Here is a 26,359-nt window from a genome sequence, read left to right as displayed (position 1 = left end):
TCGCAAACCCTGAAGTCAGATGATGAAAGTGGGCTGTTCGGTGATGCCGAGCAGGCTGCGGCCGTAGATCTCCCGGCCGAGATCGGGGTTGACGACGCCGTGGCGTGAGGCGGTGCCCAGGTCGCGCCAGATCCGCTGGAGCGGGTTGGTCAGGGCGAAGGCGCTCGCGCCGGACACGGAGACCAGGCGGTCGACCGCCTCGCGGCTGCGGGTCGCGGCGACCGCGGTGTCCATGCGGATCCGGGCGCGTTCCGCGACCGTGAGCTGTCGGGCCTCGGCGGCGGCGTGGTCGAGGTCGTCGGCAGCCCGGTAGGCGTGCAACTGAGCGGTGTCGACAAGGGAAGCGGCGTCGGCGACGGCGAGCTGGACGCTCGGCGAGTCGGCGAGGCGCTCGTAGACCGTCAGGGACATGGGCTTGCGGGCCGCGGTCGCGAGGGTCAGGTCCAGGGCGGCCCGGGCCATGCCCAGCATGGGGGCGACGACGGTGAGGGCGAGCATCGAGGCGACCGCGACGGCATTCCGGGTCTCGCCCTCGTGCCGGGTGGCGTACGCGCCGGCCAGGACGCCGCCCATGTCGAGCGTCCGATGGGCCGGTACGGTCACCCGGTCGGCGACGACGGTGTTGCTGCCGGTGCCGGCCATGCCCGCCACATGCCAGGTGTCCTCGACCGTCACGTCCTCGACCGGCACCAGGGCGATCGACGGCGGCCGGTCCGCGGCGCTCGGAGCGATCGCCAGGGCCACCCATCGCGCGTGATGGATACCCGACGCCCAGCCCCACCGGCCCGAAATGTCGAGATCGCCGCCCTCGGCGTCGACCGCGGAGCCCGACGGGGTGAGCGACGCGGCGACCGCGGCGTCGCGGTCCTGGCCCCAGACCTCGGCACGGGCCCGGTCGCCCATCATCGAGGCGATGAGACCGCCCCCGGTGTAGATATTCGCGATCCAGCCGGCGGAGGCGTCGCCACGGGCCAGTTCGGCCGTCACCTCCATCGTGGTGCGTACCCCGGCTCCGAAGCCGCCGAAGGCGCGCGGGGTGCCGAGGCGGAGCATCCCCGACTCGCGCAGGGCACGGGCCGCGTCGTCCGACACGCGGCGCAGCCGCTCGCCCTCCTCGGCCTGCCCGGCGAGGATGGGTACGAGCTTCGCGGCCGCTTCCGTCAACTCGGCGCGGACGCCGGCCTCATCGGCCGACGAGGGGGCGAACGGGGACAGGCTCACGGCAGGGCTCCACTCTGGTGCGAGGATCGGTGACGGACACGATGCCGTGGGCGGCCGGCAACGGCCGAGAAAGGCTCATCGTGTCGGCAGCAGAATAGGAAGTAAGGGCGAGGCGCCGAAAGGAACATCGGCGCCACGACGGGGGGACACGCGTGACACAGACGCAGGCGATCGACGCGGCCGTGTGGCGGCAGCGGGCGTCCATCGACGTCCCGCTGCGTCATCCCCACCGGCAGGACCTCCTGCACGAGCAGTGGCGGCGCCGTTTCGGTCACCTCGCCCATGTACGGCAGCTGCGCCTGCCCGCCGAACTCACACGCGGCGTCCACCGCACCCGTGTGGAAAGCCGGTTGGTCGGCGAGGTCGCCGTCAGCCGGCAGTTCAGCGACCCCATCGAGGGCACCTCGGGCAGTGGGGACACCGACGGCCGGGCCGACCTCGTCGTCGTCCACATCATCAGGAGCGGAAGCCTGCGCATCGAGGGCACCGGCCGGCGCGCCGACCTCGGCCCCGGCACCCTCTGCATCCGCGACCTGCACACCTCCTGGCAGTTCGCGTACACGGCACCGACCGATTGCCGAGTGCTCGTCCTGCCCAGGGCCGGTCTGCTCGACCAGCTGCGCCGAACCCGGTTGCCGGCCCTGACCGTCGCCCCCGCCACGGCCCCGGAGTCCCGGCTGGTGCTCGCCCATCTCGACGCCGCCTGGTCCCTCGCGGAGCAGCTCGGCCCGGAGGCGACGCATGCGGCCGGCGAGGCGATGGCCATGCTGTTGACCGGGCTCATCCGGACACACGCACCCGTCGCGGTCCCAGCACAGTCACTGAGGGCCGCGGCCACGGCATACGCCGACACCCGGCTGCGGGACCCTGACCTGGCCCCGGCCACCATCGCCCGGGCGCTGAACGTCTCCGTCCGCACTCTCCATCGTGCTTTCGCCGACGGCGAGACCGTCATGGCCTATGTACGACGCCGCCGCCTCGAAGGCGCCCGCCGCGAACTCGACCGTCCAGGCGGCCCGTACACCGTCGCCGAGGTCGCGGCACGCTGGCAGTTCGCCGACCCCGGCCACTTCCGCCGCGCCCACCGCGACACGTACGGACAGTCCCCACGTCGACAGGGTGACCGAAGCGCCTGACACCTCCTTAGAACGGGGTCGGCCGGGCGTGACCTATTCCTGAGCGTTGGGGTTGCCGTCGGCGGCCGGATCCTGCTGGAGGAATGCTGTGAGCCACTTCTCGGTATGGGCCACGTGGGCCGAGGCCGCGCCCGCGGCGGCGACGGGGTCGCGGTTGGCGAGGGCCGTGGCGATCGCGCGGTGGTCCTCGTCGCTGGCGCGCTTGATGTGCGGGCCGTCGGGAAGGGTGAACACCTGATAGGCGCGGGACCGGGCACGGAACACCCCGAGCAGCGAGCCGAGCGTGGGGTTGCCGCCGACGCGGGCGATCTCCGCGTGGAAGCTCTGGTCGAGGGCGGAGACCCGCTCCGGGTCCTCGGTCGCCTCCATCGCCTCGATGTGCTCGAAGATCGACTTCAGTGTCTCGGGGGTCATACGGGCCGCCGCCTGCGCCGCGGCATGGGACTCCAGGATCCGCCTGATCTCGTACATCTCCAGCAGTCCGGCGAGCGGCAGGAGGTCGACGGTGAGAGACAGGCTGCCCACGATGTCCTCCGGCCGCAGCTGTGAGACATAGGTGCCCGAGCCGTGCCGGGGCTCGATGACCCGCAGGGCCGCGAGCATCCGTACAGCCTCGCGCAAGGAGCCCCGGGAGACACCCAGTTCCTCGCACAGCTCGCCCTCGGGCGGAATGCGCTGCCCGGCTACCAGGCGGCCGGTGGAGATCATGTGCCGTAGCCCGTGGAACGCCTGGTCAACTGCGGACATTCTGCCCCTCCTGAGGACTCGGCCAATTCGCTCGGCCTCCAGCAGCCTACAGAGTCATCTGATGAGTTACGGCATCTCCCCTCAAGTCATCCAATGACTTATTTCGAGGACGTAATCGACCGGTCACGACACCGTCAAGTTGCGGGGGAGTCTCACAAGCTGCGCCACAGGCCTCATTTCTTGGCGTATTTGCAGCTAGAAGGCCACTTTCTGAAGGGATTACAGCGGCGGGTCGCTCCTGTGTGTCGCGTGACCGTCTGATGTCGGCGCCTCGGGACCCTTGCCCGCCTCGGGGCGTCGTGCCACGATGCGCCGCAAGTCATCAGATCTATTTTGGTGGCCGTCCGATGTGTGGGCCTGTCGTTCTTGGGGCCAGGGAGATCGTGAGTCATACGTGAGCGAGCTCGACGTCAGCACCGCCACCACCGCGCCGAGCCCCTTGCTGCTCGCCGATGGAAGACCGGCGGCCGAGGCGTGGTCGCTGGACCCCGCGCACAAGCACATCAATCACGGGTCGTTCGGGGCCGTTCCGCTCGCAGTGCAGCACGAGCAGAACCGGCTGCGCGCAGAGATGGACCGCTCGCCGGGCGTGTGGTTCCCCGGACTGCCGGCCCGGGTCGCGGCCGCCCGGGCCGAGGTCGCCGCGTTCCTGCGGGTCGACGTGGACGACCTCGCCCTGGTGCCGAACGCCAGCGGCGGTGCGAGCGTCGTCTACGCGAACGTACCGGCCAGGCCGGGCGGCGAAGTCCTCGTGACGGACCACGGCTACGGCGCGGTGACCATGGGAGCCCAACGTCTGGCCCGGCGTTGGGGCGGCACCGTCCGCACCGCGCACGTTCCGCTCGACGCGGACGAGGACCGGGCGTACGAGGCCGTGCTCGCCGGGATCACCGACGCGACGGGCCTGATCGTCCTGGACCACATCACCTCGGCGACCGCCCGCTGGATGCCCGTGGAGCGGATCGCACGCGTCGCGCGTGAACGCGGCGTCCCGCTGCTGGTGGACGGCGCACACGTCCCCGGCCTGGCCGAGGACCCGCTCGCGGGCCTTGACTGCGACGTGTGGGTCGGCAACCTCCACAAGTTCGGCTGCGCGCCCCGCGGCACGGCGGCCTTGGTCGCCCGCGGCCCGCTCCGCGACGACCTCCACCCTTTGATCGACTCGTGGGGCGCCCCGGAGCCGTACCCCGCCCGCTTCGACACCCAGGGCACCGTCGACGTCACGAGCTACCTCGCCGCACCCGCCTCTCTCGACTTCGTCGAGCACACCTGGGGCTGGGACACGGCACGCGCCTACATGAGGACGCTGGCCGACTACGCGGAACGGATCGTCGGCGACGCCTTCGCCGAACTCACCGGCGAGAACAGTGCCGTTGACGTCGGCATGCCGGTCAACGCGCTGCGCCTGGTCCGGCTCCCCGACGGTCTCGGCACCACCCATGCCGCCGCCGACGCCCTGCGCGACCGCGTCGCCGCGGAGTTGGGCGTCGAGGCCGCCTTCACCAGCTTCGGAGGCGTCGGATACCTCCGGCTGTCGACGCACGCGTACAACACGGCCGCCGACTTCGAGTACTTCGCCGAGCACTGCGTTCCGGTGCTCGGCGCTTGGGCCCGCACCCAGCACGTCGCACACCTCGCATCGCAGTGATCCATCACAGAACCCCCGGAACTGGGAGAGCACAGTGTTGAGCAGGAGAAAGGCAGCGGTCGCCCTCGGGCTCGCCACCGCGTTGACAGTGTCGGGCTGTGCCGTCGGCGGCGGCAGTGGCGCGAGTGACGGAACCGTCACGCTTCACATGGTCGAGAGTCTCACCAACCCGGTCCGTACGGCCGTACTGAAGACCCTCATAGGCCAGTTCGAGAAGCAGAACCCCAAGATCAAGGTGGATCTGATCTCACCGCCCACCGAACAGGCGGACCAGAAGATCCAGCAGATGCTCCAGTCCGGCAGCGGCATCGACACCATGGAGGTCCGCGACATCACTGCCGGGCCCTGGTCGACCAACGGCTGGCTCTACGACATGAGCAAGGACCTCAAGGGCTGGAGCGGCTGGGACGCGTTGACCGACAACGCTGTCAAGTACTCCAAGGACGCCAAGGACCGGACGTACTACATCCCGTACGGCTTCTACGGCCTCAGCCTCTACTACCGCACCGACCTGGTCTCCGAGGCCGGCTTCAGCGCCCCGCCCGCGAGCTGGGACGACCTGCTGAAGCAGGCCACCGCCATCCAGGACCCCGACAAGCGCCGGTACGGCTACGCCTTCCGCGGTGGAACGAACGCCAACAGCAACGCTGTTGCCGTCATCGAGGCGTACGTCGCCGACAAGATCGACCGGGACAACGGCTTCAAGCTGACCGACGGCAAGACGATCTTCTCGGCACCGGAGGCGCTCACCGCTCTGGAGACGTACTTCAAGCTCTTCAAGAAGGCGTCGCCGCCGTCGTCCGTCGCCTGGGGCTACCCGGAGATGGTCGAGGGATTCTCCAACGGTTCGACGGCCTTCCTCCTCCAGGACCCCGAAGTGATCGCCACGGTGGGGGAGTCGAAGTCGATCACCAAGAAGCAGTGGACCACGGCCCCGCTGCTGACCGGCCCCAGCGGCAAGGCCGTTCAGCCGGTGGCGACCGCGGGCTGGGGCATCGCGTCCGCCAGCAAGCACAAGGCGGAGGCCGAAAAGCTGATCAAGTTCCTCTCCGAGGGCGACGCGGCCACCACCTTCGACAAGAAGAACAGCCTGGTGCCCATCCTCAAGAGCTCCGCCGACGACACGTTCTACAAGACGGGCGCCTGGGCGAGTTACGTGACGATGACCGAGAGCCCGGACACGTACATCACGGTCACCCAGCCGCGTAACTCCTCCTGGTGGACCGAGTGGATCCAGAAGTCCGACTCGGAGATCCAGAAGGTGCTGCTGGGCAAGATGACGCCCAAGGAGCTCCTGGCCGGCTGGGACACCTACTGGACCGAGAAGTGGAAGAGCCAGTAGGGCTGGCGGGAAGGCCGGACGTGAATCCCACAACGACTGACGCGGGGCCCCAGCAGGTCGCACCGCCACCCGCGAAGACCTCGGCGCCCGCGCGCCCGCGCCCGCGCAGGCCGGTCTTCACCGGCCGCCGGGGCCTGAGCATCGCGGCGTTCATGGCCCCGGCCGCCGTGTTCGTCGCGATCTTCGTCTACTACCCGATGATCGCGGGCGGCCAGATGGCCTTCCGCAACTGGAACCTCAACGACCTCACCGACACCTCCTGGGTCGGCCTCAAGAACTTCCGAGGGATCCTGGACGACCCGGTCTTCTACACCGTCCTCGACAACACCGCGGTCTGGGTGGTCGGTTCGATCGTGCCGCAGTTCGTCATCGGGTTCGCCATCGCGCTGTGGCTGCGCCGCCGCTTCCGCTTCCGCGGGCTCTACCAGGCGTTGATCTTCTTCCCGTGGGCGATCTCCGGATTCCTCATCGGCATCCTGTTCCGCTGGATGTTCAACAGCGAGTTCGGCGTCGTCAACGACCTGCTGGAGAAAGCCCACTTGATCGACACACCGATCCCGTGGCTGGCCGACCCGAAGACCGCGATGACCGCCGTCGTCATCGCCAACGTCTGGTACGGGGTCACCTTCTTCACCATCATGATCCTGGCCGCCCTGCAGTCGATCCCCGACGAGATCTACGAGGCGGCCGCGCTCGACGGCGCAGGAAAGGTCCGTACGCTCTTCCAGATCACCATCCCCTCCATCCGCGGGACGCTGGCGCTGACGGTCCTGCTCCGGGTCATCTGGATCTTCAACTTCCCCGACATCATCTTCGGCATGACCGGCGGCGGTCCGTCCAACGAGACGCACATCGTCACCACGTGGATGATCTCCATCACCCAGCAGGGCGACTACGGGAAAGCCTCGGCGGTCGGTCTGATCGTCGTCGCCATGCTGATGGTCTTCTCGGTCTTCTACCTCACGGCCACCCGGGAGCGGAACGGAAAGACGTCATGATCAACAAAGAGTCCACCGCCGGCCGCGCCGTACGCATCACGTTCCTGACGGGCTGGCTGATCGTCACGGTCTTCCCGCTCTACTGGATCACCATCACCTCGCTCAAGAGCCCCGGGACGATCTTCAGCCCCTCGATCGCCTACTGGCCCGAGCACTTCTCGCTCGCCAACTACACCGGCCTGTTCAGCAAGGCACAGTTCGGCGTCTACCTCACCAACAGCCTCGTCATCGCGACGGTCGCCGGCGCGGTGGCGACCGTCATCTCACTCCTGTCGGCGTACGTGCTGGCCCGCTTCGAGTTCCGGAGCAAGACCGCGCTCCTGATGGCGGCCCTGGTCACCCAGATGATCCCGTCCTTCATCGCGCTCGGACCGCTGTACATGCTGATGACGGAACTCCAACTCGTCGACAACCGGCTCGGGTTGACCCTCGTCTACATCGCGGTCTGCATCCCCTTCTGCACGGTGATGCTCCGCGGGTTCTTCGAGAACGTGCCGGACGCGCTGGAGGAGGCCGCCATGATCGACGGCTGCTCACGGCTCGGGGCACTCTTCCGGGTGCTGCTGCCGGTCATGCAGCCCGGCATCATCGCCGCGTTCATCTTCAACTTCGTCAACTGCTGGAACGAGCTGTTCCTTTCGGTCACCCTGATGAACAGCGACGCCAACAAGACAGTCCCCACGGCGCTGAACGGCTTCATCTCCAGCTTCAACATCGACTGGGGCTCGATGTCGGCGGCCGCGGTCCTCACGATCGCACCCACCATGGTTCTCTTCGCGTTCGCCAGCCGTTACATCGTTCAGGGACTCACCTCTGGAGCGGTGAAGGGGTGACGAGGGGCGGTGGAGTCCACGCCCGGGGTCGTCTCCTCGCGGACCACGGCCGCGCCGGTCCGGCGGCACTCGTCCAGGGCTTGCCGCGGGCACCCTGGCTGTGGGGGAACGCGGCTTCTGCTGAGGTGACTCCGGTCAGTTGTGGGGCCTGACCAGCCCGGCGTCGTACGCCGTGATCACGGCCTGGATGCGTCGCGCGCGCCGATCTTGGCGAGAACCTTGCTGACGTGTTTCTTGACCGTGGACTCCGTGAGGACCAGCCGCTCTGCGATCTCGGCGTTCGTCCATCCTCGGCCGATGGCGACCAGGACCTCGTGCTCGCGCTCGCTCAGCGTCCGCAGCCTGGGGTCGGTGCGCGGCTCGGCGGCGCTGGTGGGGGAGAGCACCTGATGGGCGTAGGCGTCCAGCAGGCGTCGGGTCAGGCTGGGTGCGACGACCGCGTCGCCGGTCGCCACCGCCCGGATGCCGGCGAGGAGTTCCTCGGGCCGGGAGTCCTTGAGCAGGAAACCGCTGGCTCCGGCGCGCAGCCCCGCGTACGCGTACTCGTCCAGGTCGAAGGTGGTGAGGATCAGTACGCGGGTGCGGCCGCCGTCGGCGACGATTCGGCGGGTGGCCTCGATGCCGTCCATGCCGGGCATGCGTACGTCCATCAGGACGACGTCGGGGCGCAGTTCGGCGGCCATGAGGACGGCCTCGGCGCCGTGTTCGGCCTCGCCGACGGCAGTCATGTCGGGGGTCCCTTGGAGCAGCATGCGGAAGCCGAGGCGTTGCACTGGCACGAGAGCTGGGCATCAGGAAGCCCGCCGTCGCCATGGACGCGGAGGGCTGATCCCGGAGGCACTGGCAGAGGCAGGCGTGTCCGGTACGGCCCCGCGGGCGCCGTACCGCATGCCCACCGCCCACAACCCGCCCGCCATCACCCTCTCCCCGTGGCGACGGCAGGCGATCGTCGGCATCGCCCCCGCCATGACCTGCTGATCATCGAGGACGACGTCTGCGGACCGCTGCTCCCCGACGCGGGCACCGACATCACCCCGCCGGCCGCCCTGGCACCCGAATGCGCCCTCTTCCTCGCCAGCCTGTCGAAGACCCTCGGCGCCGGGCCTGCGCTGCGGAATCCTCGCCGGACCGCCGGACCGCCGGACCGCCGGACCGCCGGACCGCCGGACCGCCGGAGCCGGCCGCCTGGGCGCCCTCATCCGCGCGACCGTCTTCAACCCCTCCCCGCTCCACACCGCCGTCGCCATGCGCTGGCTCGACGACGGCACCGCGGTTAGAAGAAGCCGAGCTTCTTCGGCGAGTACGACACCCTGGCTTCGCCGAGAGGTCGGTGCGCCGCATCGGGGTCCGCTCTGAGAGTAGCGCCCGGAAGGCGGCTCTGACCTCGGCGAATGGAACGCGTTCCGCGCACAAAGATGCGTCAGCTCGTCGTTGACCGGCGGTCCGCGGCAGCGTCAGGGTGGTGGGGCCGGAGCGGACTCCGATCGCCCGTTTCCGGCCACCGAACCGCGTGCAGGAGGCCGTGATGTTCCAGACAGACATCCTTGACGACACCGGACTCCGGGACGGCCACGAAGCGGCTGCCTCCGCCACCGCCACGACCGCCACCCCGGACGAACGGGTGGACTGCGGCGAGCTGTTCTTCCAGCGCTGCCTCTGGTGCGGCACCCCGGCCCACCGCCGTTCGTTCTGCCGCGCCTGCGGGTCCATGGCCTTCAAACGGGAGCGCAGCGAGGGCTTCGGGGTCGTTGTGCGCCGGCACGGCCATGTTCCGCACAACACGTGGATCGTCGCGATGAACGAGGGCTTCCACCTGGTCTGCCAGGCCACCGGCACGGCACCGGTCGCCATCGGGTCGAGGGTGAGTGTCGTACAGGCTGCCGTTCCCCGCGGTAGGGGACTCCCCGTCGTCGAACCCACCCGACCGCCGACCGCGGGGCGCTGGTGGTGACGGAAACGGCCGGGACGAAGCCGTACGTGCGAAGGCCGGACGGCGAGAGAGGAGGGTGCGTGAGCACTCAGCACAGCGCGCCGGACGGATGGTCCGGCGTGGTCGAGGGAACCGGACCCAGCGCGCTGCAGGGGCTCCGTATCGCCGACTTCTCCCGGGTTCTCGCGGGACCCTATGCCACGATGCTCCTCGCCGACCTCGGCGCCGACGTGGTCAAGGTCGAGCGGCCGGGCATCGGGGACGACACCCGGGCCTGGCACCCTCCGGCGGACCACGACGGCACGTCGACGTACTACCTGAGCGTGAACCGCAACAAGAGGTCCGTCGTCCTGGACCTCACGACCGACGCCGGCCATGAACAGGCGCGCGAACTGGTCGCCGAGTCCGACGTGCTGGTGGAGAACTTCCGTCCCGGCACCATGGACCGACTGGGGCTCGGCCAACGCGAACTCCGCGCGCGCCACCCGGAGTTGATCTACTGCTCGATCAGCGGTTTCGGCAGCGGTGAGGGCGCGGCGATCCCAGGATACGACCTGCTCGTGCAGGCCGTCGGTGGCCTGATGAGCGTGACGGGGGAGACGGACGGCGAGCCGGTGAAGTCGGGCGTGGCCCTGGTGGACGTCATCACCGGACTGCACGCCTCGCTCGGCATCCTCGCTGCCCTCCGGCACCGGGACGCCACCGGCGAGGGGCAGCACGTGGAGGTCAACCTCCTCAGCTCGCTGCTGTCGGCCATGGTCAACCAGGCGTCGGCGTACGCCGTCGCCGGTGTGGTGCCGGGACGTATGGGCAATGCGCACCCGAGCATCGCCCCGTACGAGACCTTCGCCACGGCTGACCGTCCGCTCGCCCTCGCGGTGGGCAACGACCGGCAGTTCGCGGCGCTGGCCGACCTCGTCGGGGAGCCCGGTCTCGCTCTCGACGACCGCTTCCGCACCAACGCCGACCGGGTCGCCCACCGTGCCGAACTGCGGGACATCCTGACCAAGCGGCTCAGCACCGCCGGCTCCGACCACTGGTCGGCCGTCCTGCTGGCCGTCGGAGTACCCGCCGGACCGGTCAACTCCCTTGACGAGGCATTCGACTTCGCCCGGAAGCTCGGCCTTCCCGGCATCGTCGACGTCCCTGCGGATACGGCGGACGGCAGGCCCTCGCGCCAGGTCGCACACCCCATCGCGCTGAGTGGGACACCCGCGCGGTACCGCATGCCGCCACCCTGCCTGGGCCGGCACACCGCGGATTTCCTCTCCGGCCCCTCGGCCTGAACCGACCACCCGATATCCCACCCCTGACGACAAGGAGCCCCACATGAGCCGCAAGCCGCTGAACGACCCCTTGGACCTGATCGACCTCTCCTCCACCCTCACCGAGGAGGAGCGCGAGATCCAGGCCACCGTCGCCAGGTTCCTCGCCGACCGGGTGCGCCCGCACATCGGCGAGTGGTTCGAGAACGCCCACTTCGCCCGCGAACTCGCGCCCGAGCTGGGCAAGTTGGGCGTGCTCGGTATGCACCTGGAGGGTTACGGCTGCGCCGGCACGAACGCCGTCAGCTACGGCCTGGCCTGCCTGGAACTGGAGGCGGCGGACTCGGGCTTCCGCAGCTTCGTCTCCGTCCAGGGCTCGCTGTCCATGTTCTCCATCTGGAAGTGGGGCTCGGAGGAGCAGAAGCAGGAGTGGCTGCCCCGGCTCGCCGCCGGTGAGGCGATCGGCTGCTTCGGCCTGACCGAGCCGGACTTCGGCAGCAACCCCTCCGGGATGCGCACGCGCGCCGTCCGCGACGGCGGGGGAGACTGGATCCTCAACGGCTCCAAGATGTGGATCACCAACGGCGGCATCGCCGACGTGGCCACCGTCTGGGCGCAGACCGAGGACGGCATCCGCGGCTTCCTCGTCCCCCGCGGCACCCCCGGCTTCACCACCCAGGACATCAAGCAGAAGATGTCCCTGCGCGCCTCCATCACCTCGGAGCTGTCCTTCGACGACGTACGGCTGCCCGACGCGGCGCGCCTGCCGCACGCGCAGGGCCTGCGCGGCCCGCTGTCCTGCCTGAACGAGGCCCGCTTCGGCATCCTGTTCGGCGCGGTCGGCGCGGCCCGCGACTGCATCCAGGCGGGCATCGGGTACGCCGACTCCCGCGTCCAGTTCGACAAGCCCATCAGCGCCTTCCAGCTCACCCAGAAGAAGCTCGCCGACATGAGCGTGTCCGTGGGCAACGCCGCGCTGCTCGCCGTGCACCTGGGCCGGCTCAAGGACCAGCACCGCATCCGCCCCGAACAGATCAGCGTCGGCAAGCTCAACAACGTCCGCGAGGCCATCGCCATCGCCCGCGAGTGCCGCACGATCCTCGGCGCCAACGGCATCTCCCTGGAGTACTCACCCCTGCGCCACGCCAACAACCTGGAGTCCGTCCTGACCTACGAAGGCACCAGCGAGATGCACACCCTGGTCGTCGGCCAGGCCCTCACCGGTCAGGCGGCGTTCCGCTGAGCACCGCAGGCCGAGGACGACACCCGTGAACATCGTCGTACTCGTCCGACAGGTCCCGGACTCCGGTGCCGAAGTCACCGTCGTTTCGATGGGACCGGACTCCGCGCTCGACGTCATCCGCAAGGTCCTGGCGATGGGCGTCGACCGGAGGGCCACATCTGCGGCGACCGGCCGCACGGCGCCGACCTGCTCACCACGGTGAGGGTCCTGGCAGCCGCCGTGCGGACCATGGCGGACGTCGATCTGGATCTCGCGGGCGACGGGACCACGGACGGCCGGGCGCGAGACCGAGAACGGCCGGGCGACGCTGTGAGCCCGGGGCGGACGGCTTCCAGGTGGTGGAGCGACTGGCCGACGCCCTGGGAGGCGCGGTGGGCGCCTCGCGCCGCAGTCGACGCCGGCTATCACCCCGCCGACTACGGCGGGGTGGGTGACCTGTTCGCGGTGGCTCCCCAGCCCACGCGGGAAGTGGCTGCCCGCCGAGTTCACCGCGGCTGACCAGCTCCACGACGGCGAACCCATCGGTCCCCGAAGTCGGCACCGTCGCCCGCAGCGCCATACCGGAGGGGGCGTTCAGCGCCCTCTCCGGACGCCTTCGACCCGACGGGCCCACGCCGTCAGGCGTCCCCGTAGCTGAAGAACCCCTGTCCCGACTTACGGCCCAGCAGCCCCGACTCGATCATGCGGCGCAGCAGCGGGGGAGGGGCGTACAGCGGTTCCCGGTACTCCTCGTACAGGGCCTCTCCTATCGCCGCCACAGTGTCCAGGCCGATCAGGTCGGCGAGGCGCAAGGGGCCCATCGGGTGGGCGCAGCCGGCGGTCATCCCCGTGTCGATGTCCTCCGCCGTCGCCGTGCCGGAGCCGACCATCCGTACCGCTGCCAACAGGTAGGGAACCAGGAGGGAGTTGACCACGAAGCCCGCGCGGTCCTCGGCCACGACCGTCTTCTTGCCCAGGGTCTCGCCCGCGAACGCGCGCACGCGCAGCTCCGTGGCCTTCGAGGTCTGCAGTGAGGGGATCACCTCGACCAGCGGCATGACCGGGACCGGGTTGAAGAAGTGCAGCCCCACCACAGACTCCGGCCGCCGGGTGGCGGAGGCGAGCCGGGCGATGGGGATCGAGGAGGTGTTGCTGGCCAGTACGGCGGTCGGGTCGGTGAGCACCTCGTCCAACTGCCGGAACAGGGCCGTCTTGGCCTGCTCGTCCTCGACGGCGGCCTCGATGACCAGATCCGCGCCGGACAGGAGGGCGAGGTCCACGGTGACCGAGACGCCGGCCAGGGCACGGGCGCGCTCGTCCGAGGTGATGGTGCCGCGCTTCTCCGCCTTGAGCAGGGAGTCCGCCACGCCCGCCAGTCCCGCACGGGCTCGGTCCTCGGTCACGTCGCACAACGTGACGTGCAGCCCGGCCCGGGCGCAGACCTCGGTGATGCCGCGGCCCATCTGCCCGGCGCCGACGACTCCCACGTGCTTGATCGATGTCATGCGTTCCTCCGCGTGTCACTGCGCCCGGGGCGGTCGTTCGACGCCGCCCGGTCTGTGGTGCCGTGTTGAGCCTAGGCCGGGTGCAACCCATCTGACCTGCGCAGACAGTGCGTTTTCCGCGCACAAACATGCGCCGGTTCGGTGTGTCGGGGCGCCGCGGCCTCAGCTGTCGGCGGTCGTGGCGGCAGCCGCCTCCCGCAGCCGGCGGATCACGCCGCGCACCGCGGGCGAGGTCTCGCCCCTGCGGTAGGCGCCCACCAGCCGGGTGGTCAGCGGTACGTCCGCCAGCGGGCGGTAGGCGACACCCGGTATCCGCACACGGCGCAGCGAGTCCGGTACCAGCGCCACGGCGAGACCGCCGCCCACCAGAGTGAGAGCGGCGATGAAGTCCCGCACCGGAGGCCCGCATCGCGGGCTGAATCCCCCTTGCTCGGCCACCTCCAGGATCTGGTCGCGGCAGCCGTACTCCTCGTCGAAGTGCGGTGCCACGAACTGCTCGTGGCGCAACTCCGCCGTCGGCACCGCCTCGTGCGCCGCCAGCGGCGCCCCTTCCGGCAGCGCCAGGACGACGTCCTCGGTGAGCAGACAGGTGGCCTGGACCCCGTCCGGATACTCCGGCCGCCAGCGCAGGAAGCCGACGTCGATGTCCCCGCAGGACAGTGCTTCCAGCTGGGCCGGTGTCTCCAACTCGCGTACCTGCACGGTGAGATGGGTGTCGAGGGCCGCGCACCGGGTGAGGACGTCGGTCAGCACACCGGAGAACGCGGCGGAGGCGACGTAGGCGATCTCGGCGTGCCCGAGTTCCCCGCGCCCGGCGCGCCGGCCCACCGCCTCGGCGCGGGCGGCCTGCGCGAGGGTCAGCCGTGCCTCTTCGAGGAACAGCCGCCCGGCGCTTGTGAGTGCCGGGCGGGTGCGTCGTCCGCGGTCGATCAGACGCACTCCCAGATGCGACTCCAGCGCTCTGACCTGGGCGCTGAGCGCCGAAGGAGCCAGATGCAGTCGGTCCGCCGCGCGCGCGAAGTGCAGCTCGTCCGCGACGACGACGAACGATTCCAGCCAGCGCAGTTCCATCGGCTCCTCCGTTCTGTGCGTAGGCGGTGTCAGGGGATGACGACGTAGTTGCTGAATCCGCCGTCGCGGTTGGTGAGTCCCGAGATCGCCTCGTTGACTCTGGCCAGCGGGAACGGCTTGGCCTGTAGGTAGGACAGGTCCAGGGCGCCGGTGGCGACCATGTCGGCGAGCTCCTGCCCCTGCGCGGTACTGAACCAGTTGGAGCCGATCAGATGGACCTGCTCGTCCATGAGCCATTTCATGTCCAGGGGCAGCCGGTCGGCCACGCCGCCGACGTTGACCACCTTGCCGCCCCGCCGGACGCCCTGCATGGAGTCGAGCATGGTCTCGACCGGGGCCTTGGCGCCGAGGGCACTGATCACGTAGTCCGCGCCCTCGCCGCCGGTCCGCTCCTTCGCCCATTCCCCGGTGGAGCCGTCTCCCAGCCGGAAGACCTCGACACGGTCCGGGGCGAGTTCCTTGACGCGCTTGAGGAGTTGCTCGTTGCGGCCGGTCCCGAGGACCCTGGAGGCTCCGGAGGCGAGCGCGAGTACGGTCGACGCGACACCGAGGGTTCCCGTGATCCCGTCGATGAGCGCGACCTGGCCGGGGCTTGCCGCCGCGTTCTTGAGGGCACCATAGGACGTGCCGATGTAGCCGAGCTTGCCGGCCTGTTCGAACGTCATGTTGTCCGGGATGTTGACGATCGACTGCTGCGGGGCGGTCATGTACTGCGCGAAACCGCCGTAGGGGTAGAGGTCAAAGATCCGCTGCCCGTCCCGGGAGGTGCTGAAGTAGCCGTTCAGGGTGAAGTAGCGGCATCGGCTCAGTTCACCGCCCCGGCACACCTGGCAACTCCCGCATCCGCGCAGGGGGTTGACGTACACCCGGTCCCCGGGCCTGGTGTGCAGCACCGCCTCGCCGACGGCTTCGACCACCCCGGCCGCGTCCAGGCCGAAGACGGCAGGGAACTTCGGCAGCGGCTGATGCGGAAACCACGTGGGCCAGTTGTTGATCACGTTGGCCATGTTCGGCACGATTCCGCATGCCTTGACCCGCACCAGCACGTCGGTCGGCCTGGGGGTGGGCACGTCGATCGTGTCCACCGACATCGGCTCACCCAGCGCGTGCAACCGTGCAGCGAGCATTTTCGCCATTGAAATACTCCTTGTAATTCCCTGCGGAAGTACGCAGGACCATTCAGTAGGTTCAGAAGGGGTTTGCGTAACCGCTCTCGAGGTCGATATCCAGCAGCCCCATGATGCGGACGCCGGAGTTGTACCAGGCGATGGACAACGACAGTTCGACCATCTGCCGGTCCGTCAGGTGGCCGGCGGCGGCACGCCACGTCTCCTCCGAGACGTCGACCTGGAGCGTGGACTCCTCGGCGAGACGCATCACCGCCTTCTCCGTCGCGTCGAACAGGTCGGACGCCTCGAAGTCGGCCACCGCGGCCAGCTGTTCCTCGGTGAGTCCGGCCTTGAGTCCGTGAGACTGGTGGTGCGCGACCTCGTACGCCGACCGGGTCGCGTACCCCACGGTCAGGATCGCCAGTTCCCGCAGCTTCGGGCTGAGGTCGGCGGCCCGCAGTGAGTTGGCGTAGGTCAGGAAGGCGTTCAGCTGGGTCGGCGCGCCCGCCAGGGCGAGGAAGATGTTCGCCGTCGGCACCTTGCGCTCGGCTTCCAGCCGGTCGTACAGGGGCTTCTGCGACTCGTCCGCGTCCTCGCGGCGTAGATAGGGGACTCGTGCCATGGTCACTCCTGGAGGTACGGAAGGTCAGCGCGCGGACTGTTCGAGCAGGAACCGCTCGAGCGACATCGGCTTCGGCAGCTCGGTCGGCGGGATCTGCGGCACGCCGACGAACGGCGACGCCTCGAAGTACCACTTCTCCAGGGCCGGGAGGCCCCAGCGTGCGTTGGTGCTCAGCGATCCCGCGTCCCAGCGCACCGGCTCGATCTCGGTGTCGATCGTCTGGTAGTGGCTGTTGAAGACCTCCACCCGGTGCCCGTCGGGGTCGCGGAGGTAGACGAAGAGCATCCCGCCCGGACCGTGCCGTCCCGGGCCCCGCTCCACACCGTCGCCGTAGCCCTGGATGCCCGCCCAGTCGCAGGCGGTGAAGATGTCGTGGCTCTCGGAGACGGTGTAGGCGAAGTGGTGCAGGGCGGGCCCGGTGTTCTCGATGATCGCGAGGTCGAGGCAGGTGCCCTTGCGGTACATGAACGCACCCAGCAGTTTGTCGCCGTGCTCCAGGTACTCCGAGTTGCGGAAGCCGAGTTCGCCGTAGAACGCGCACAGTTCGTAGGTGTCGGGCGCGAAGATCTGGTAGTGGTCGAGCCGTTGGGCGTGGGCGCCCTTGTACCGCTCGAAGTCGATGTGCAGCCTCGGCCGTGTCTCCATGTGGGCGCAGAGTTCGAGCGGTGTGCCGATCGGGTCGCTGACGTGCAGAGTACGTCCCTGGTACGGGAGATCGACCCACTCGGCGGGCAGTCCCCGCTCACGGAACCAGTCGAAGGCGAGGTCCAGGTCCTCGTCGAAGAACACCCGGAAGCCGACCCTCCTGCTCATGCCCGCGCCCTCTTTGTCCAGCTCCAGGACGAGGCTGTGATGGCAGGCCTCGGCCAGGCCGCGCAGGTAGCAGGTGCGCTCGTCCTCGTCGCTGACGACGAGCCCCAGCACGTTCACGTAGAAGTCCCGGCTCACGGCGAGATCGGTGACCGTGAGACGCACATGGCTGGAGCGGGTGATGTTGAAACTCGGGCGCAGATTGACGGGTGGCAGCATGCTGGCCTCCGTGCTCGGATCGGCTCTGGATTTCGATGAATCTAATGCGTCGAGGACGCTTTACGAATCGGTCGTCGAGGAATCGACCGCGGCGAATGTGAATGCGGACCATCCGCTGAATTCCGCGGATTCACCGAGGGACTCCTCGATACGCAGAACCTCGTTCCACTTCGCCATACGCTCGGAGCGCGTGAACGAGCCCACCTTGAGCTGGCCCGCGTCCCAGCCGACGCTCAGATGGGCGATGGTGATGTCCTCGGTCTCCCCGGAGCGCGCCGAGACGATCGTGCCGAAGCCGGCTTCCTTCCCGGCCCGCAGGGCCTGGAACGCCTCGGTGACCGTACCGGCCTGGTTCGGCTTGACGAGGACGGCGTTCGCCGTGCCGCTCGTGGCCGCCGCCTCCACCCGCTTGGCGTTCGTGACCAGGTAGTCGTCGCCGATCACCTGGCAGCGGTGTCCGTAGCGCCGGGTGAACTCCAGCATGCCCTCGTGGTCGTCCTCGCCCACCGGGTCCTCGACGGACAGGATCGGATACTGCTCGATCCAGCCGCCCAGCATGTCGATCAGCGCGGCGGTGTCCAGGGTGCGGTCGTCCAGGGCCAGCGTGTACCGACCGCCGCTGCCGAACTGCGAGGCCGCGACGTCCAGCGAGATGCCCACCTGGGCCGAGGGCACGAAGCCCGCGCTCTCGATCGCCCGGGTCAGCGTCTCCAGCGCCTCCTCGTTGGAGTCGAACGACGGCCAGAAGCCGCCTTCGTCGGCGACCCCCTGCGCCTTGCCCGCCTTGCGCATCAGAGCGCCGGCGGCGCGGTAGATCTCCGCCGTCCAGTCCAGCGCCTCGGAGAAGCTCCGCGCCGCGGGGCACATCACCATGAAGTCCTGGACGTCGACGCGGCGGTCCGCGTGGGCGCCGCCGCCGAAGATCTGGATCTCCGGCAGCGGGATGCGCACCGGCCGCCCGCCCGCCAGGTGCTGCCACAGCGGGACGCCCGCCGACGCGGCGGTGGCGTGCAGGATCGCCATGGACGTGGCCACGATCGCGTTGCCGCCGAGACGACTGCGGTCGGGCGTGCCGTCGAGGTCCACCAGCAACCGGTCGACGGCTTCCTGATCGGTCGTGTCGAGGCCAAGGAAGGCGGGCGCGATCTCCTGGTTCACCGACCCCACCGCGAGCCGGACGTCGAGCCCACCGAAGCGGCTGCCGCCGTCGCGCAGGTCCAGCGCCTCGCCCCGGCCCGTCGAGGCCCCCGCCGGTGCGATGGCCCGCCCGATCGCGCCGTCCGCGAGATGGACCTCGACCTCGACGGTCGGCCTGCCGCGTGAGTCCCACACCCTGCGGCCGTGGAGCTTGGCGATCCGCGCGTCTGTCATGGCGGTGCGACCTTTCGGAGTTCGGACGATCCGGGGCGAGGAGCCGGTGCCCGTGCCCGTGATCGGGGGACGGACTTCCCTGCGGCCGGGGAGGGCATACAGGAAAGTCCTCGCCGGCGGACGGGCGGGGGCGGCCCGGCGGGGTGGCACCTGAATCGGTGCGGCGGCGCTGGGAGCGGGCGAGAAGGATGGGGGTTTGCTCGTCCCCGGCGGCTCTGGGGAATGCTATCGATAGCGCAATCGTGCAAAGTGGAGGCGGCTGTGTCAAGGGGGTGGCGGCACTCTGGTGCCGTGGCCTCGCGGTTTGTTTGCCCCCTCTTGGCTCGCAGGAGCCGTAGTGCTATCGTTCGCACAGCCCTTGGTGCTCCGGCAGGAACTCCGGTGGACCCGCGTCCTCCTGGACGGACGGACAGCACAGGTGGCGTGGGTCCGCCGGGCCGGATGCCGGCCGACAGGAAGGCGAGCACGACATGACCCCCCAGCCCTCAGCGGCGCCCATGACCCTCACCACCGTCGTGGCCAGTACCCGCCCCGGACGTGTGGGCAGATCCGTCGCGGACTGGTTCACACTCCGTGCCGCGGAGCGTGCCCAGTTCGAGTCGCACATCGTCGACCTGAGGGAACTCGCACTGCCCTTCTACGATGAGCCGCATCCGCCCGCCCAGCGGCGGTACACCAAGAGCCACACCCGCACATGGAGCCGGATCGTCGACGCGTCGGACGCGTTCGTGTTCGTCACCCCGGAGTACAACGGCGGCTTCCCGGCTCCGTTGAAGAATGCGTGGGACTACCTCGTCGTGGAGTGGCAGCACAAGCCGGCCGCGTTCGTGAGCTACGGAGGCGTCTCGGCGGGCACCAGGGCGGTGCAGATGGGCAAGCAGGTCGTGTCGAACCTCAGGATGCTGCCGATCGGTCCGACCGTCAGCATCCCTTTCGTCCATGAACTCGTCGGCGACGGAGACTTCAGGCCCGGCAAGGTGCATGAGGCCGCCGTCGAGCAGGTGCTCGACGAACTCGCACGCACCGCCTGCGTCATGCGGCGGCTGCGGACTGAGACGTACTGACCTGGTGCCGAGTGCACGAAGGCGCCCGGAGTGGGAACTCCGGGCGCCTTCTCCTGCGTACGCCGGTGGGGTCGCCCCCGGTTCAAGCGGACCTGGACGGAGCCTTTCCGGCAGGAGGTGCCGTGCTGCCCCGCAGCACCAGCGAGCCGGGGGAGACCGACGTGTAGGGGCCGTCGTTGCCCGGCTTGGTCTTGAGCCGGCGCATCAGCCACAGCGCGCAGCCGGTGGCCATCTCCTGGATCGGCAGACCGACGGTGGTGAGGCCGGGACCCCACCAGGAAAACCCCGGCTCGTCCCCGAAACCGACCACGGACAGCTCCCCGGGCACCTTCACACCCTGCGCGGACAACTCCTCGAGGACCCCCAGGGTGAGCTGGATCGATCCGAGGACGAGAGCGGTGGGCGCGTCCGGTCCCTTCAGCAGCCGGCGCACCGCCTGGCGCCCGTGGTCCACCGACGACGGCGGGCCCAGCTCCGTACGCCCGGCCTCGTCCGGCAGGCCGCCTTCGCTCAGGGCGCTGCGGAAGCCGCGCAGACGTTCGGCACCCGTGGGCAGCTCCTCGGGGCCGCCCAGATAGGCGACGCGGGTGTGGCCCAGTGCCACGAGGTGGGCCGTGGCCTGGCGCAGTGCCTCGTGGTCGTCCACGCCGAACCACTGGGAACCGAGCGACGGGTGGCGGCGCAGCAACTGGAGGTGGGGGACCGCCTTGAGCAGCTTGACCGACTCGGCGTGGGGGCGTGCGGTGGGCACGATGATGACGCCGGCCACCCGGTTGGCGGACAGCTCGCGCAGGTGGCGCAGTTCCACCATCCGGTCGTCGTCGGTCTCCGAGAGCATCAGCTGGAAGCCCTCGGCCTCCATGTTCGTGGACAGCTCGTGCGCGATCGTCGAGTAGAAGCTGTTGCGGATGTCGGGGATGACCAGTGCGACCACATTGCTGGACGCTCCGCGCATCATCCGGGCCGCACGGTTGCCGACGTAGCCCATCTCGGAAGCGGTCTGGCGGACCCGGAACTTGGTCTCCTCGCTGATGCGGGGATCGTCGGAGAGCGCCCGGCCGACCGTCGAGACGGAGATTCCGAGGCGTTCGGCGATGTCCCTGGTCGTGATCACGTAAGGCCCCCTCGAGCTGACTGATCCCGTGTCGTCACTTTCTGTATGCCAACGATAGCATTCTCGTCGCGCTCCGTGGCCGGAGAGGTATGGGCATCGGGGTGATCGTCACTTGCATGCTAACGTTAGCACTGCTCTGGATGGGCCGCAGTCGCCTACGGCTGCCTAGCTGCGGAGGTATTCCGTGCGGATCGTCAGGTATGCCGTCGACGGCATGCGTCACTATGGCCAACTGGACGCCGGTGACGCCGGAATCACGAGATTCCAGGGTGATCCCTTCACCGAACTCACCCCGACCGGGCACGTCGACGAAGTCGGCGACGCGGTCATTCTTTCGCCGCTCGAGCGGCCTCGGATCTTCGGCTTCGCCTACAACTACGCCTCGCACATCGACGAGACCGACCGTGAGGTTCCGGAAGTTCCCGTGTGCTTCATGAAGCCGAGCACCGCGGTGATCGGACCTGGCGACGCCATTGTCTATCCGACGGACGGTGAACTCATCCATTTCGAAGGTGAGTTGGTCGTCGTCATCGGAAAGGAGGCCCGGCATGTGAAGCCCTCCGAAGCCCATGACTACATCCTCGGCTATACCTGCGGGAATGACGTCAGTGACCGCATCGTGCAGCGCAGGGAAAGCGCGTTCGGAACGCTGCTCATCGGCAAGGGGCAGGACACGTTCGCTCCCCTCGGACCGGTCGTCGCGACGGAACTCGACCCGTCGGCACTGTCGCTGACGACCCGTGTGAACGGCACTGTCATGCAGTCGGCGAGCACCGCCGACCTGCTGCTCGGTGTTCCCGACCTCGTCAGCTATCTCAGCCGCTACCTGACACTGCTGCCCGGAGACGCGATCATGACCGGCACGCCTGCCGGCGTCGGGCCGATCCGCCCCGGAGACGAGGTCGAGGTGGAGATCGAGGGCATCGGCGTTCTGCGCAATCCGGTGGTGGCCGAGAGCCGCTGACCGCGGACGTCCGCCGGACCGCCTCGCACCGGGGCCTGCCCACCGCTCGGCGGTGGGCAGGCCCCGGTGGCGTGTCGGCGTCGGCCCGCTAGCGGACCGCGTTGTTGAACAGAGAGGGTCGCACGAAGCCCAGCGCCAGGGCGCTCACCAGCGGCAGCACCGTGACCTGCAGCAGCCCGGCCCGGTCCCAGCCGAAGGAGTCCACCAGGGCGGCGAAGAGCAGACCCGAGAACGCCGCCGGACCGTAGTAGCTGGTGACGAAGAGGCCGGAAGCGCGTCCTATCTGTCCGGGACGGACGGCCCGCTGCATCGCGCTGTTGGTGTTGGGGTAGACGAAGCCCAGGCCGAAGGCGCCCATGAGGAAGGCGAACACGCACTGCGTGCCGACGTCGGCACGCGTGTTGTAGATGCACACACCGATGACGGAGACGGCCAGCATGCTCAGGATCAGCAGGTTGCGCTGGTTGAAGCGATCGCCGAGCCAGCCGCCGAAGACGGCTGTCATGCCGCCGAAACCGAGGAAGCTCATGGCCAGTGCGGCCTGCCCGGAGCTGTAGTGCAACGAGGTGATGAGGAATGTCGGGTAGAGGCCGAGGAACCCGTAGATCGCCACACCGCCGATGACCGAATGAACGGCCAGCGCAACGGTGTTGCGGTTGTAGGCGGAGGCCGGCATGTGCGCCCAGCTCCCGGTCGAGACGGTCTTCTCGGCGGAGTGCTCGGTCAGGCCGGACTTCAGGAGGAACAGGGAGGCGGCGGCGATCAGCAGCCCGGCCGTGCCGAAGAGATAGAACGGTGAGTGCCAGGTGCCGTGCATGCTCATGAGCTCGACGCCGATGAGCGGGGCGATGAACACGCCGATGGAATAGCCCATGCCGATGATGCCGAAGGCGAGGCCGCGCCGCTGGGCGAAGAAGGCGCCGAGCGCCGCGAAGATGGCGGCGGACTGCATGCCCTCCCCGAAACCGGAGACGACCCGGTACAGGGTCATGTCCGCGAACCCGGTCGCCAGGGGAGTGGCCATCGTGCCCAGGGAGTAGATCACGATGCTGACCAGCAGCACGGTCTTGCGGCGGAAGCGGTCCAGGAGATAGCCCGCGGGCAGACCGGCCAGGGCCATGCCGAGGGTGAAGTTGGTCGCCAGCAGCCCGCCTTGTTCCAGGGAGAACCCGTACTCCGCGCGGATGTTGGGCAGCAGTGGAGGAAAGACCTGGCGGTCCATGGCGTTGACCATGTAGGAGAGGACCACCAGCAGGAAGCCGACCCCGATCATGGGACGGGACAGGGGGGCGCGGCTGCCTTCCCGCGTTTCGCTCGCGGGTACCGCGCTGGTGTCGACTTGCGCTGCGTGAGTCATAGCGGCTCCTGAGGGGAATGGGCCACGGCAGGCCGCGGCGGATTCATGGCCCGTACAAAGACGTACGGGCGATGACGGGAAGCGGTGAGCTGAACACGGACTCGAGTCGGCGACGGAAATGCCGTCGCGACTTGCGGAATGCGGGCGACGGGCTGCCGAGCGGTCGGACACCGCACGCGGAATTCAGCCGTATATCGCCCGTCGGGGACGTCCGTGGCTATGACGTCGTCGACAGCCGGACCCCGTGCGGACACTTGTCGGTCACACGGGCGGCGCTGGCAGAAACCATGAGGGGGAAGTCTCCGGCGCGTCAAGATGCGAACACCGGATTTCTTCGGCGTGCCGCCGTTTCCCGTGATGACAGAGTTCCTGGCTCTTGCCGGACCTTGTCGCAGGGGCGCCGGCGATCGGGTGTGCACCGCGCTCTTGACGTGGCGAAGAGGCTCAGTGCTATCGTTAGCACCACGTGGCTGTGACAAAGTGATGCGACGTGCCCCGGCATCTCGTGACCCGTTCCCGGGACGCACCGCGGCGCCCGCACCGACCACAAATCGGCGAGCGCCGGCCCACACCCGACCCGAACCCAGCGACCCCCTCCACCCCGCCCATGGCGGCCGACGGCCCCTACGGACAAGCCGACGGCCGCCCTTGCCGGGTGGCGATCAGACCCGTTCACCGGACGCGACCGGGCGTGAGCCCCGGCCGTCCGCCGCGGCCGCACGATTCTGCGAGGACGACCTGCCATGAACCCATCGAGCCGCCCCGGCACCGTGCTGCTCACCGACTACGCCTGGCCCGACGACTCCGTCGAGCGATCGGTCATCGAGAAGGCGGGCCACACCCTGGTCACCGGCCCCGCCGACCCCGCCTCCGCCGAGACGATCGAGGAACTGGTGGCCGATCACCGGCCTGACGGGATCCTGACCTGCTGGGCCCCCGTCTCCGCCACCGCGATCGGCGCCTCGCCGGACCTGCGGATCGTCGCCAGGCTCGGGGTCGGGCTCGACAACATCGCCGTGGACGCGGCGACCGAGCGCGGTGTGTGGGTCACCAACGTGCCGGACTACTGCGTCGATGAGGTGTCCGACCACGCCGTCGGCATGGTGCTGGCCTGGACGCGGGGCCTGGCTGCCGCCGACCGGGAGGTCCGCGCGGGCCATTGGGATCCCGCCGGCGCCCGGTTGCGCCGGCTGTCGACGCTGACCTGCGGTGTCGTCGGATACGGCCGCATCGGACGCGCCACCGTGCGCAAGCTCGGCGCGTTCGGCTGCCGGATCCTGGCCCACGACCCGCATCCACCGAAGGATGCCCCCGGAGTGGAGATGGTGGGCCTGGAGGACCTGCTGCGGCGCAGCGACGTCGTGATCCTCCACGTACCGCTCACGCCCGGCACGCATCACATCATCGGCGCCGAGCAGTTGGCGCTGATGCCACCGGGAGGCCTGCTGGTCAACGTCAGCCGGGGTGGCCTGGTGGACACCGACGCGGTCGTCGAGGCGCTGGACAGCGGGCACCTGGACGGAGCCGCCTTCGACGTACTGGAGAGCGAACCGCACGTCCCCGCAGGGTTGTTGAAGCAGCCGGGAGCTCTCCTCACCCCGCACATCGCCTTCTCCTCCGACGCCTCGGTCACGGAACTGCGCCGCCGCGCCGCGGAAGAGGTCGTACGGATCCTGGCGGGCGAGGCACCGGCCCACGCCTGCAACACACCTGCTCTGCCCATCGGTTCGGGGAACCGGCGATGAGCCGGCCCGGCGCGCAGGCGAGCCCGGAACCCGCGCTGACCAACTTCCTGACCGCCCACCAACTTGCCGCACCCGGCGAAGCCGCTCGCTGGACACCGCTGGCCGGCGGCGTCTCGTCCGACCTGTGGAGAGTGGACCTGCCGGGACGCTCCCTCTGCGTCAAACGCGCCCTGGCCAAGTTGAAGGTCGCCGCCGACTGGCAGGCACCGGTGTCGCGCAACGCCTACGAATGGGCGTGGATGCGGTTCGCGTCCCGGTACCGCCCGGACAGCGTGCCCGAGTTGCTGGCTCACGACCCCGAAGCCGGCCTCTTCGCGATGGCGTACCTGCCGCCCGAGCAGTACCCCGTGTGGAAGGCGCAGTTGCTGAACGGCGAGGTACGGGTGGCGACCGCGGCGGCCGTCGGGGAGCTGCTCGGCACCCTGCACGCGGCGAGCGCGGACGACGCCGCACTCGCCGCGGAGTTCGCCACCGACGACAACTTCCACGCGCTGCGCATCGAGCCGTACCTGCTGGCCACCGCTGCCGCGCACCCCGCCCTGCACGGCATCCTCCAGGGCCTCGCCGACCGCACCGTCACGACCCACCTGGCCCTGGTGCACGGTGACGTGAGTCCCAAGAACATCCTCGTCGGCCCGGCGGGACCCGTGTTGCTGGACGCAGAGTGCGCCTGGTACGGCGACCCTGCCTTCGACCTCGCCTTCTGCGTCAACCACCTGCTCCTCAAGAGCCTGGTGGTGCCCGAGCGGCGCCCCGATCTCCTGCGGTCCGCCCGGGTGCTGAGCGAGGAGTACGTCCGGTGCGTCGACTGGGAACCGCGGTCGGCCCTCGAAGGGCGGGCCGCATCGCTGCTGCCGGCACTGCTGCTCGCGCGCGTGGACGGCAAGTCCCCGGTCGAGTACCTCACGGACGACCGGCACAGGCTTTTCATCCGCAGGGTGGCATCGGCTCTGCTCCGGGCGCCCGCCCCCACTGTGACGGACGTGCTGGACGCCTGGGCGACCGCGCTCGGGCCCACGACTGAACTCGGTATCTGCAAGCCCGCCTGACCCGACCCAGGAGAGAC

The 26,359-nt window shown here is 69.3% G+C and carries 24 protein-coding genes and 1 pseudogene; 14 read left to right on the top strand and 11 right to left on the bottom strand.

From position 1 onward, the window contains the following. Positions 1-15: 15 nt before the first annotated feature. Positions 16-1,221 (bottom strand): acyl-CoA dehydrogenase family protein, encoded by a 1,206-nt coding sequence (locus AC5DRG_RS07420; protein WP_491809017.1) that lies wholly within the window; start codon positions 1,219-1,221, stop codon positions 16-18. A 152-nt stretch (positions 1,222-1,373) separates the two neighbouring features. Here AC5DRG_RS07420 and AC5DRG_RS07415 point away from each other — a divergent pair, with 152 nt between their 5' ends. Next, complete coding sequence (locus tag AC5DRG_RS07415; RefSeq protein ID WP_491809016.1) at positions 1,374-2,357, top strand: helix-turn-helix domain-containing protein; 984 nt, start codon at positions 1,374-1,376, stop codon at positions 2,355-2,357. 33 nt (positions 2,358-2,390) lie between these two features. Here the strand turns inward: AC5DRG_RS07415 and AC5DRG_RS07410 are convergent, their stop codons facing one another. Continuing rightward, the gene (locus AC5DRG_RS07410; protein ID WP_491809015.1) at positions 2,391-3,104 is read right to left on the bottom strand and encodes a FadR/GntR family transcriptional regulator; all 714 of its coding nucleotides are present in this window, start codon (positions 3,102-3,104) and stop codon (positions 2,391-2,393) included. 394 nt (positions 3,105-3,498) lie between these two features. Here AC5DRG_RS07410 and AC5DRG_RS07405 point away from each other — a divergent pair, with 394 nt between their 5' ends. From AC5DRG_RS07405 to AC5DRG_RS07390, 4 genes are read left to right on the top strand one after another with little or no spacing between them, the layout of a single operon-like run. After that, entirely contained in the window at positions 3,499-4,752 is a 1,254-nt protein-coding gene (locus AC5DRG_RS07405; protein WP_491809014.1) for an aminotransferase class V-fold PLP-dependent enzyme, read from the top strand. A gap of 37 nt (positions 4,753-4,789) precedes the next feature. Beyond that, positions 4,790-6,094, top strand: coding sequence for an ABC transporter substrate-binding protein (locus AC5DRG_RS07400; protein ID WP_491809013.1), 1,305 nt, complete (start codon positions 4,790-4,792; stop codon positions 6,092-6,094). 20 nt (positions 6,095-6,114) lie between these two features. After that, positions 6,115-7,092: a carbohydrate ABC transporter permease gene (locus AC5DRG_RS07395; protein ID WP_491809012.1), complete on the top strand. Its 978-nt coding sequence runs from the start codon at positions 6,115-6,117 to the stop codon at positions 7,090-7,092. Then, positions 7,089-7,925 carry a carbohydrate ABC transporter permease gene (locus tag AC5DRG_RS07390; RefSeq protein WP_030618223.1) on the top strand — a complete coding sequence of 279 codons (837 nt, stop codon included), beginning with the start codon at positions 7,089-7,091 and terminating at the stop codon, positions 7,923-7,925. Before AC5DRG_RS07395 ends, AC5DRG_RS07390 begins: the two co-directional genes overlap by 4 nt. A 135-nt stretch (positions 7,926-8,060) precedes the next feature. Here the strand turns inward: AC5DRG_RS07390 and AC5DRG_RS07385 are convergent. Beyond that, positions 8,061-8,677: pseudogene (locus tag AC5DRG_RS07385) on the bottom strand (response regulator). 103 nt (positions 8,678-8,780) lie between these two features. Between AC5DRG_RS07385 and AC5DRG_RS07380 the strand changes: the two are divergent. The 5 genes from AC5DRG_RS07380 to AC5DRG_RS07360 all read left to right on the top strand — a co-directional run bounded on the left by AC5DRG_RS07380 (position 8,781) and on the right by AC5DRG_RS07360 (position 12,565). After that, on the top strand, positions 8,781-8,903 hold the full coding sequence (locus AC5DRG_RS07380) for a hypothetical protein (protein WP_491809009.1): 123 nt from the start codon (positions 8,781-8,783) through the stop codon (positions 8,901-8,903). Positions 8,904-9,450: 547 nt separating this feature from the next. Continuing rightward, positions 9,451-9,876 carry a PhlB family protein gene (locus AC5DRG_RS07375; protein ID WP_491809007.1) on the top strand — a complete coding sequence of 142 codons (426 nt, stop codon included), beginning with the start codon at positions 9,451-9,453 and terminating at the stop codon, positions 9,874-9,876. Between the two features lie 98 nt (positions 9,877-9,974). Then, entirely contained in the window at positions 9,975-11,141 is a 1,167-nt protein-coding gene (locus tag AC5DRG_RS07370) for a CaiB/BaiF CoA transferase family protein (protein ID WP_491812987.1), read from the top strand. Positions 11,142-11,184: 43 nt separating this feature from the next. Continuing rightward, positions 11,185-12,363 carry an acyl-CoA dehydrogenase family protein gene (locus AC5DRG_RS07365; RefSeq protein WP_491809005.1) on the top strand — a complete coding sequence of 393 codons (1,179 nt, stop codon included), beginning with the start codon at positions 11,185-11,187 and terminating at the stop codon, positions 12,361-12,363. Positions 12,364-12,388: 25 nt separating this feature from the next. Beyond that, on the top strand, positions 12,389-12,565 hold the full coding sequence (locus tag AC5DRG_RS07360; protein ID WP_491809003.1) for a hypothetical protein: 177 nt from the start codon (positions 12,389-12,391) through the stop codon (positions 12,563-12,565). 415 nt (positions 12,566-12,980) lie between these two features. Here AC5DRG_RS07360 and AC5DRG_RS07355 read toward each other — a convergent pair whose 3' ends face one another. From AC5DRG_RS07355 to eno, 6 genes are all read right to left on the bottom strand, one after another. Further along, the gene (locus tag AC5DRG_RS07355; RefSeq protein ID WP_491809001.1) at positions 12,981-13,847 is read right to left on the bottom strand and encodes a 3-hydroxybutyryl-CoA dehydrogenase; all 867 of its coding nucleotides are present in this window, start codon (positions 13,845-13,847) and stop codon (positions 12,981-12,983) included. A gap of 162 nt (positions 13,848-14,009) precedes the next feature. After that, positions 14,010-14,918, bottom strand: a complete 909-nt coding sequence (locus AC5DRG_RS07350; protein WP_491808999.1) for a LysR substrate-binding domain-containing protein — start codon at positions 14,916-14,918, stop codon at positions 14,010-14,012. A gap of 29 nt (positions 14,919-14,947) precedes the next feature. Further along, a complete protein-coding gene (locus AC5DRG_RS07345) occupies positions 14,948-16,054 on the bottom strand; it encodes an alcohol dehydrogenase catalytic domain-containing protein (RefSeq protein WP_491808997.1) in 1,107 nt (368 codons plus the stop codon). 52 nt (positions 16,055-16,106) lie between these two features. Further along, entirely contained in the window at positions 16,107-16,649 is a 543-nt protein-coding gene (locus tag AC5DRG_RS07340) for a carboxymuconolactone decarboxylase family protein (RefSeq protein WP_491808995.1), read from the bottom strand. Between the two features lie 24 nt (positions 16,650-16,673). Continuing rightward, positions 16,674-17,678: a VOC family protein gene (locus AC5DRG_RS07335; protein ID WP_491808993.1), complete on the bottom strand. Its 1,005-nt coding sequence runs from the start codon at positions 17,676-17,678 to the stop codon at positions 16,674-16,676. A gap of 60 nt (positions 17,679-17,738) precedes the next feature. Next, positions 17,739-19,049: a phosphopyruvate hydratase gene (gene eno / locus AC5DRG_RS07330; protein WP_491808991.1), complete on the bottom strand. Its 1,311-nt coding sequence runs from the start codon at positions 19,047-19,049 to the stop codon at positions 17,739-17,741. A 470-nt stretch (positions 19,050-19,519) separates the two neighbouring features. Here eno and AC5DRG_RS07325 point away from each other — a divergent pair, with 470 nt between their 5' ends. Continuing rightward, a complete protein-coding gene (locus tag AC5DRG_RS07325) occupies positions 19,520-20,113 on the top strand; it encodes an NADPH-dependent FMN reductase (protein ID WP_491808989.1) in 594 nt (197 codons plus the stop codon). An 82-nt stretch (positions 20,114-20,195) separates the two neighbouring features. On the opposite strand, the gene AC5DRG_RS07320 is transcribed toward AC5DRG_RS07325, so the two are convergent. Continuing rightward, positions 20,196-21,227 carry a LacI family DNA-binding transcriptional regulator gene (locus AC5DRG_RS07320; protein ID WP_491808987.1) on the bottom strand — a complete coding sequence of 344 codons (1,032 nt, stop codon included), beginning with the start codon at positions 21,225-21,227 and terminating at the stop codon, positions 20,196-20,198. Between the two features lie 184 nt (positions 21,228-21,411). Between AC5DRG_RS07320 and AC5DRG_RS07315 the strand changes: the two genes are divergently transcribed. Next, positions 21,412-22,191: a fumarylacetoacetate hydrolase family protein gene (locus AC5DRG_RS07315; protein ID WP_491808985.1), complete on the top strand. Its 780-nt coding sequence runs from the start codon at positions 21,412-21,414 to the stop codon at positions 22,189-22,191. Positions 22,192-22,279: 88 nt separating this feature from the next. Here AC5DRG_RS07315 and AC5DRG_RS07310 read toward each other — a convergent pair whose 3' ends face one another. Next, positions 22,280-23,548, bottom strand: coding sequence for an MFS transporter (locus AC5DRG_RS07310; protein WP_491808983.1), 1,269 nt, complete (start codon positions 23,546-23,548; stop codon positions 22,280-22,282). 743 nt (positions 23,549-24,291) lie between these two features. On the opposite strand from AC5DRG_RS07310, the gene AC5DRG_RS07305 reads away from it, so the two are divergent. Both AC5DRG_RS07305 and AC5DRG_RS07300 read left to right on the top strand, forming a co-directional pair. Next, positions 24,292-25,293 carry a C-terminal binding protein gene (locus tag AC5DRG_RS07305; RefSeq protein ID WP_491808981.1) on the top strand — a complete coding sequence of 334 codons (1,002 nt, stop codon included), beginning with the start codon at positions 24,292-24,294 and terminating at the stop codon, positions 25,291-25,293. Then, a complete protein-coding gene (locus AC5DRG_RS07300; RefSeq protein ID WP_491808979.1) occupies positions 25,290-26,342 on the top strand; it encodes a phosphotransferase family protein in 1,053 nt (350 codons plus the stop codon). Before AC5DRG_RS07305 ends, AC5DRG_RS07300 begins: the two co-directional genes overlap by 4 nt. Positions 26,343-26,359: the final 17 nt, after the last annotated feature.

This window comes from Streptomyces sp. JLBG701 (genome assembly GCF_058544905.1).
This window is presented reverse-complemented; position numbering and strand designations above follow the sequence as displayed.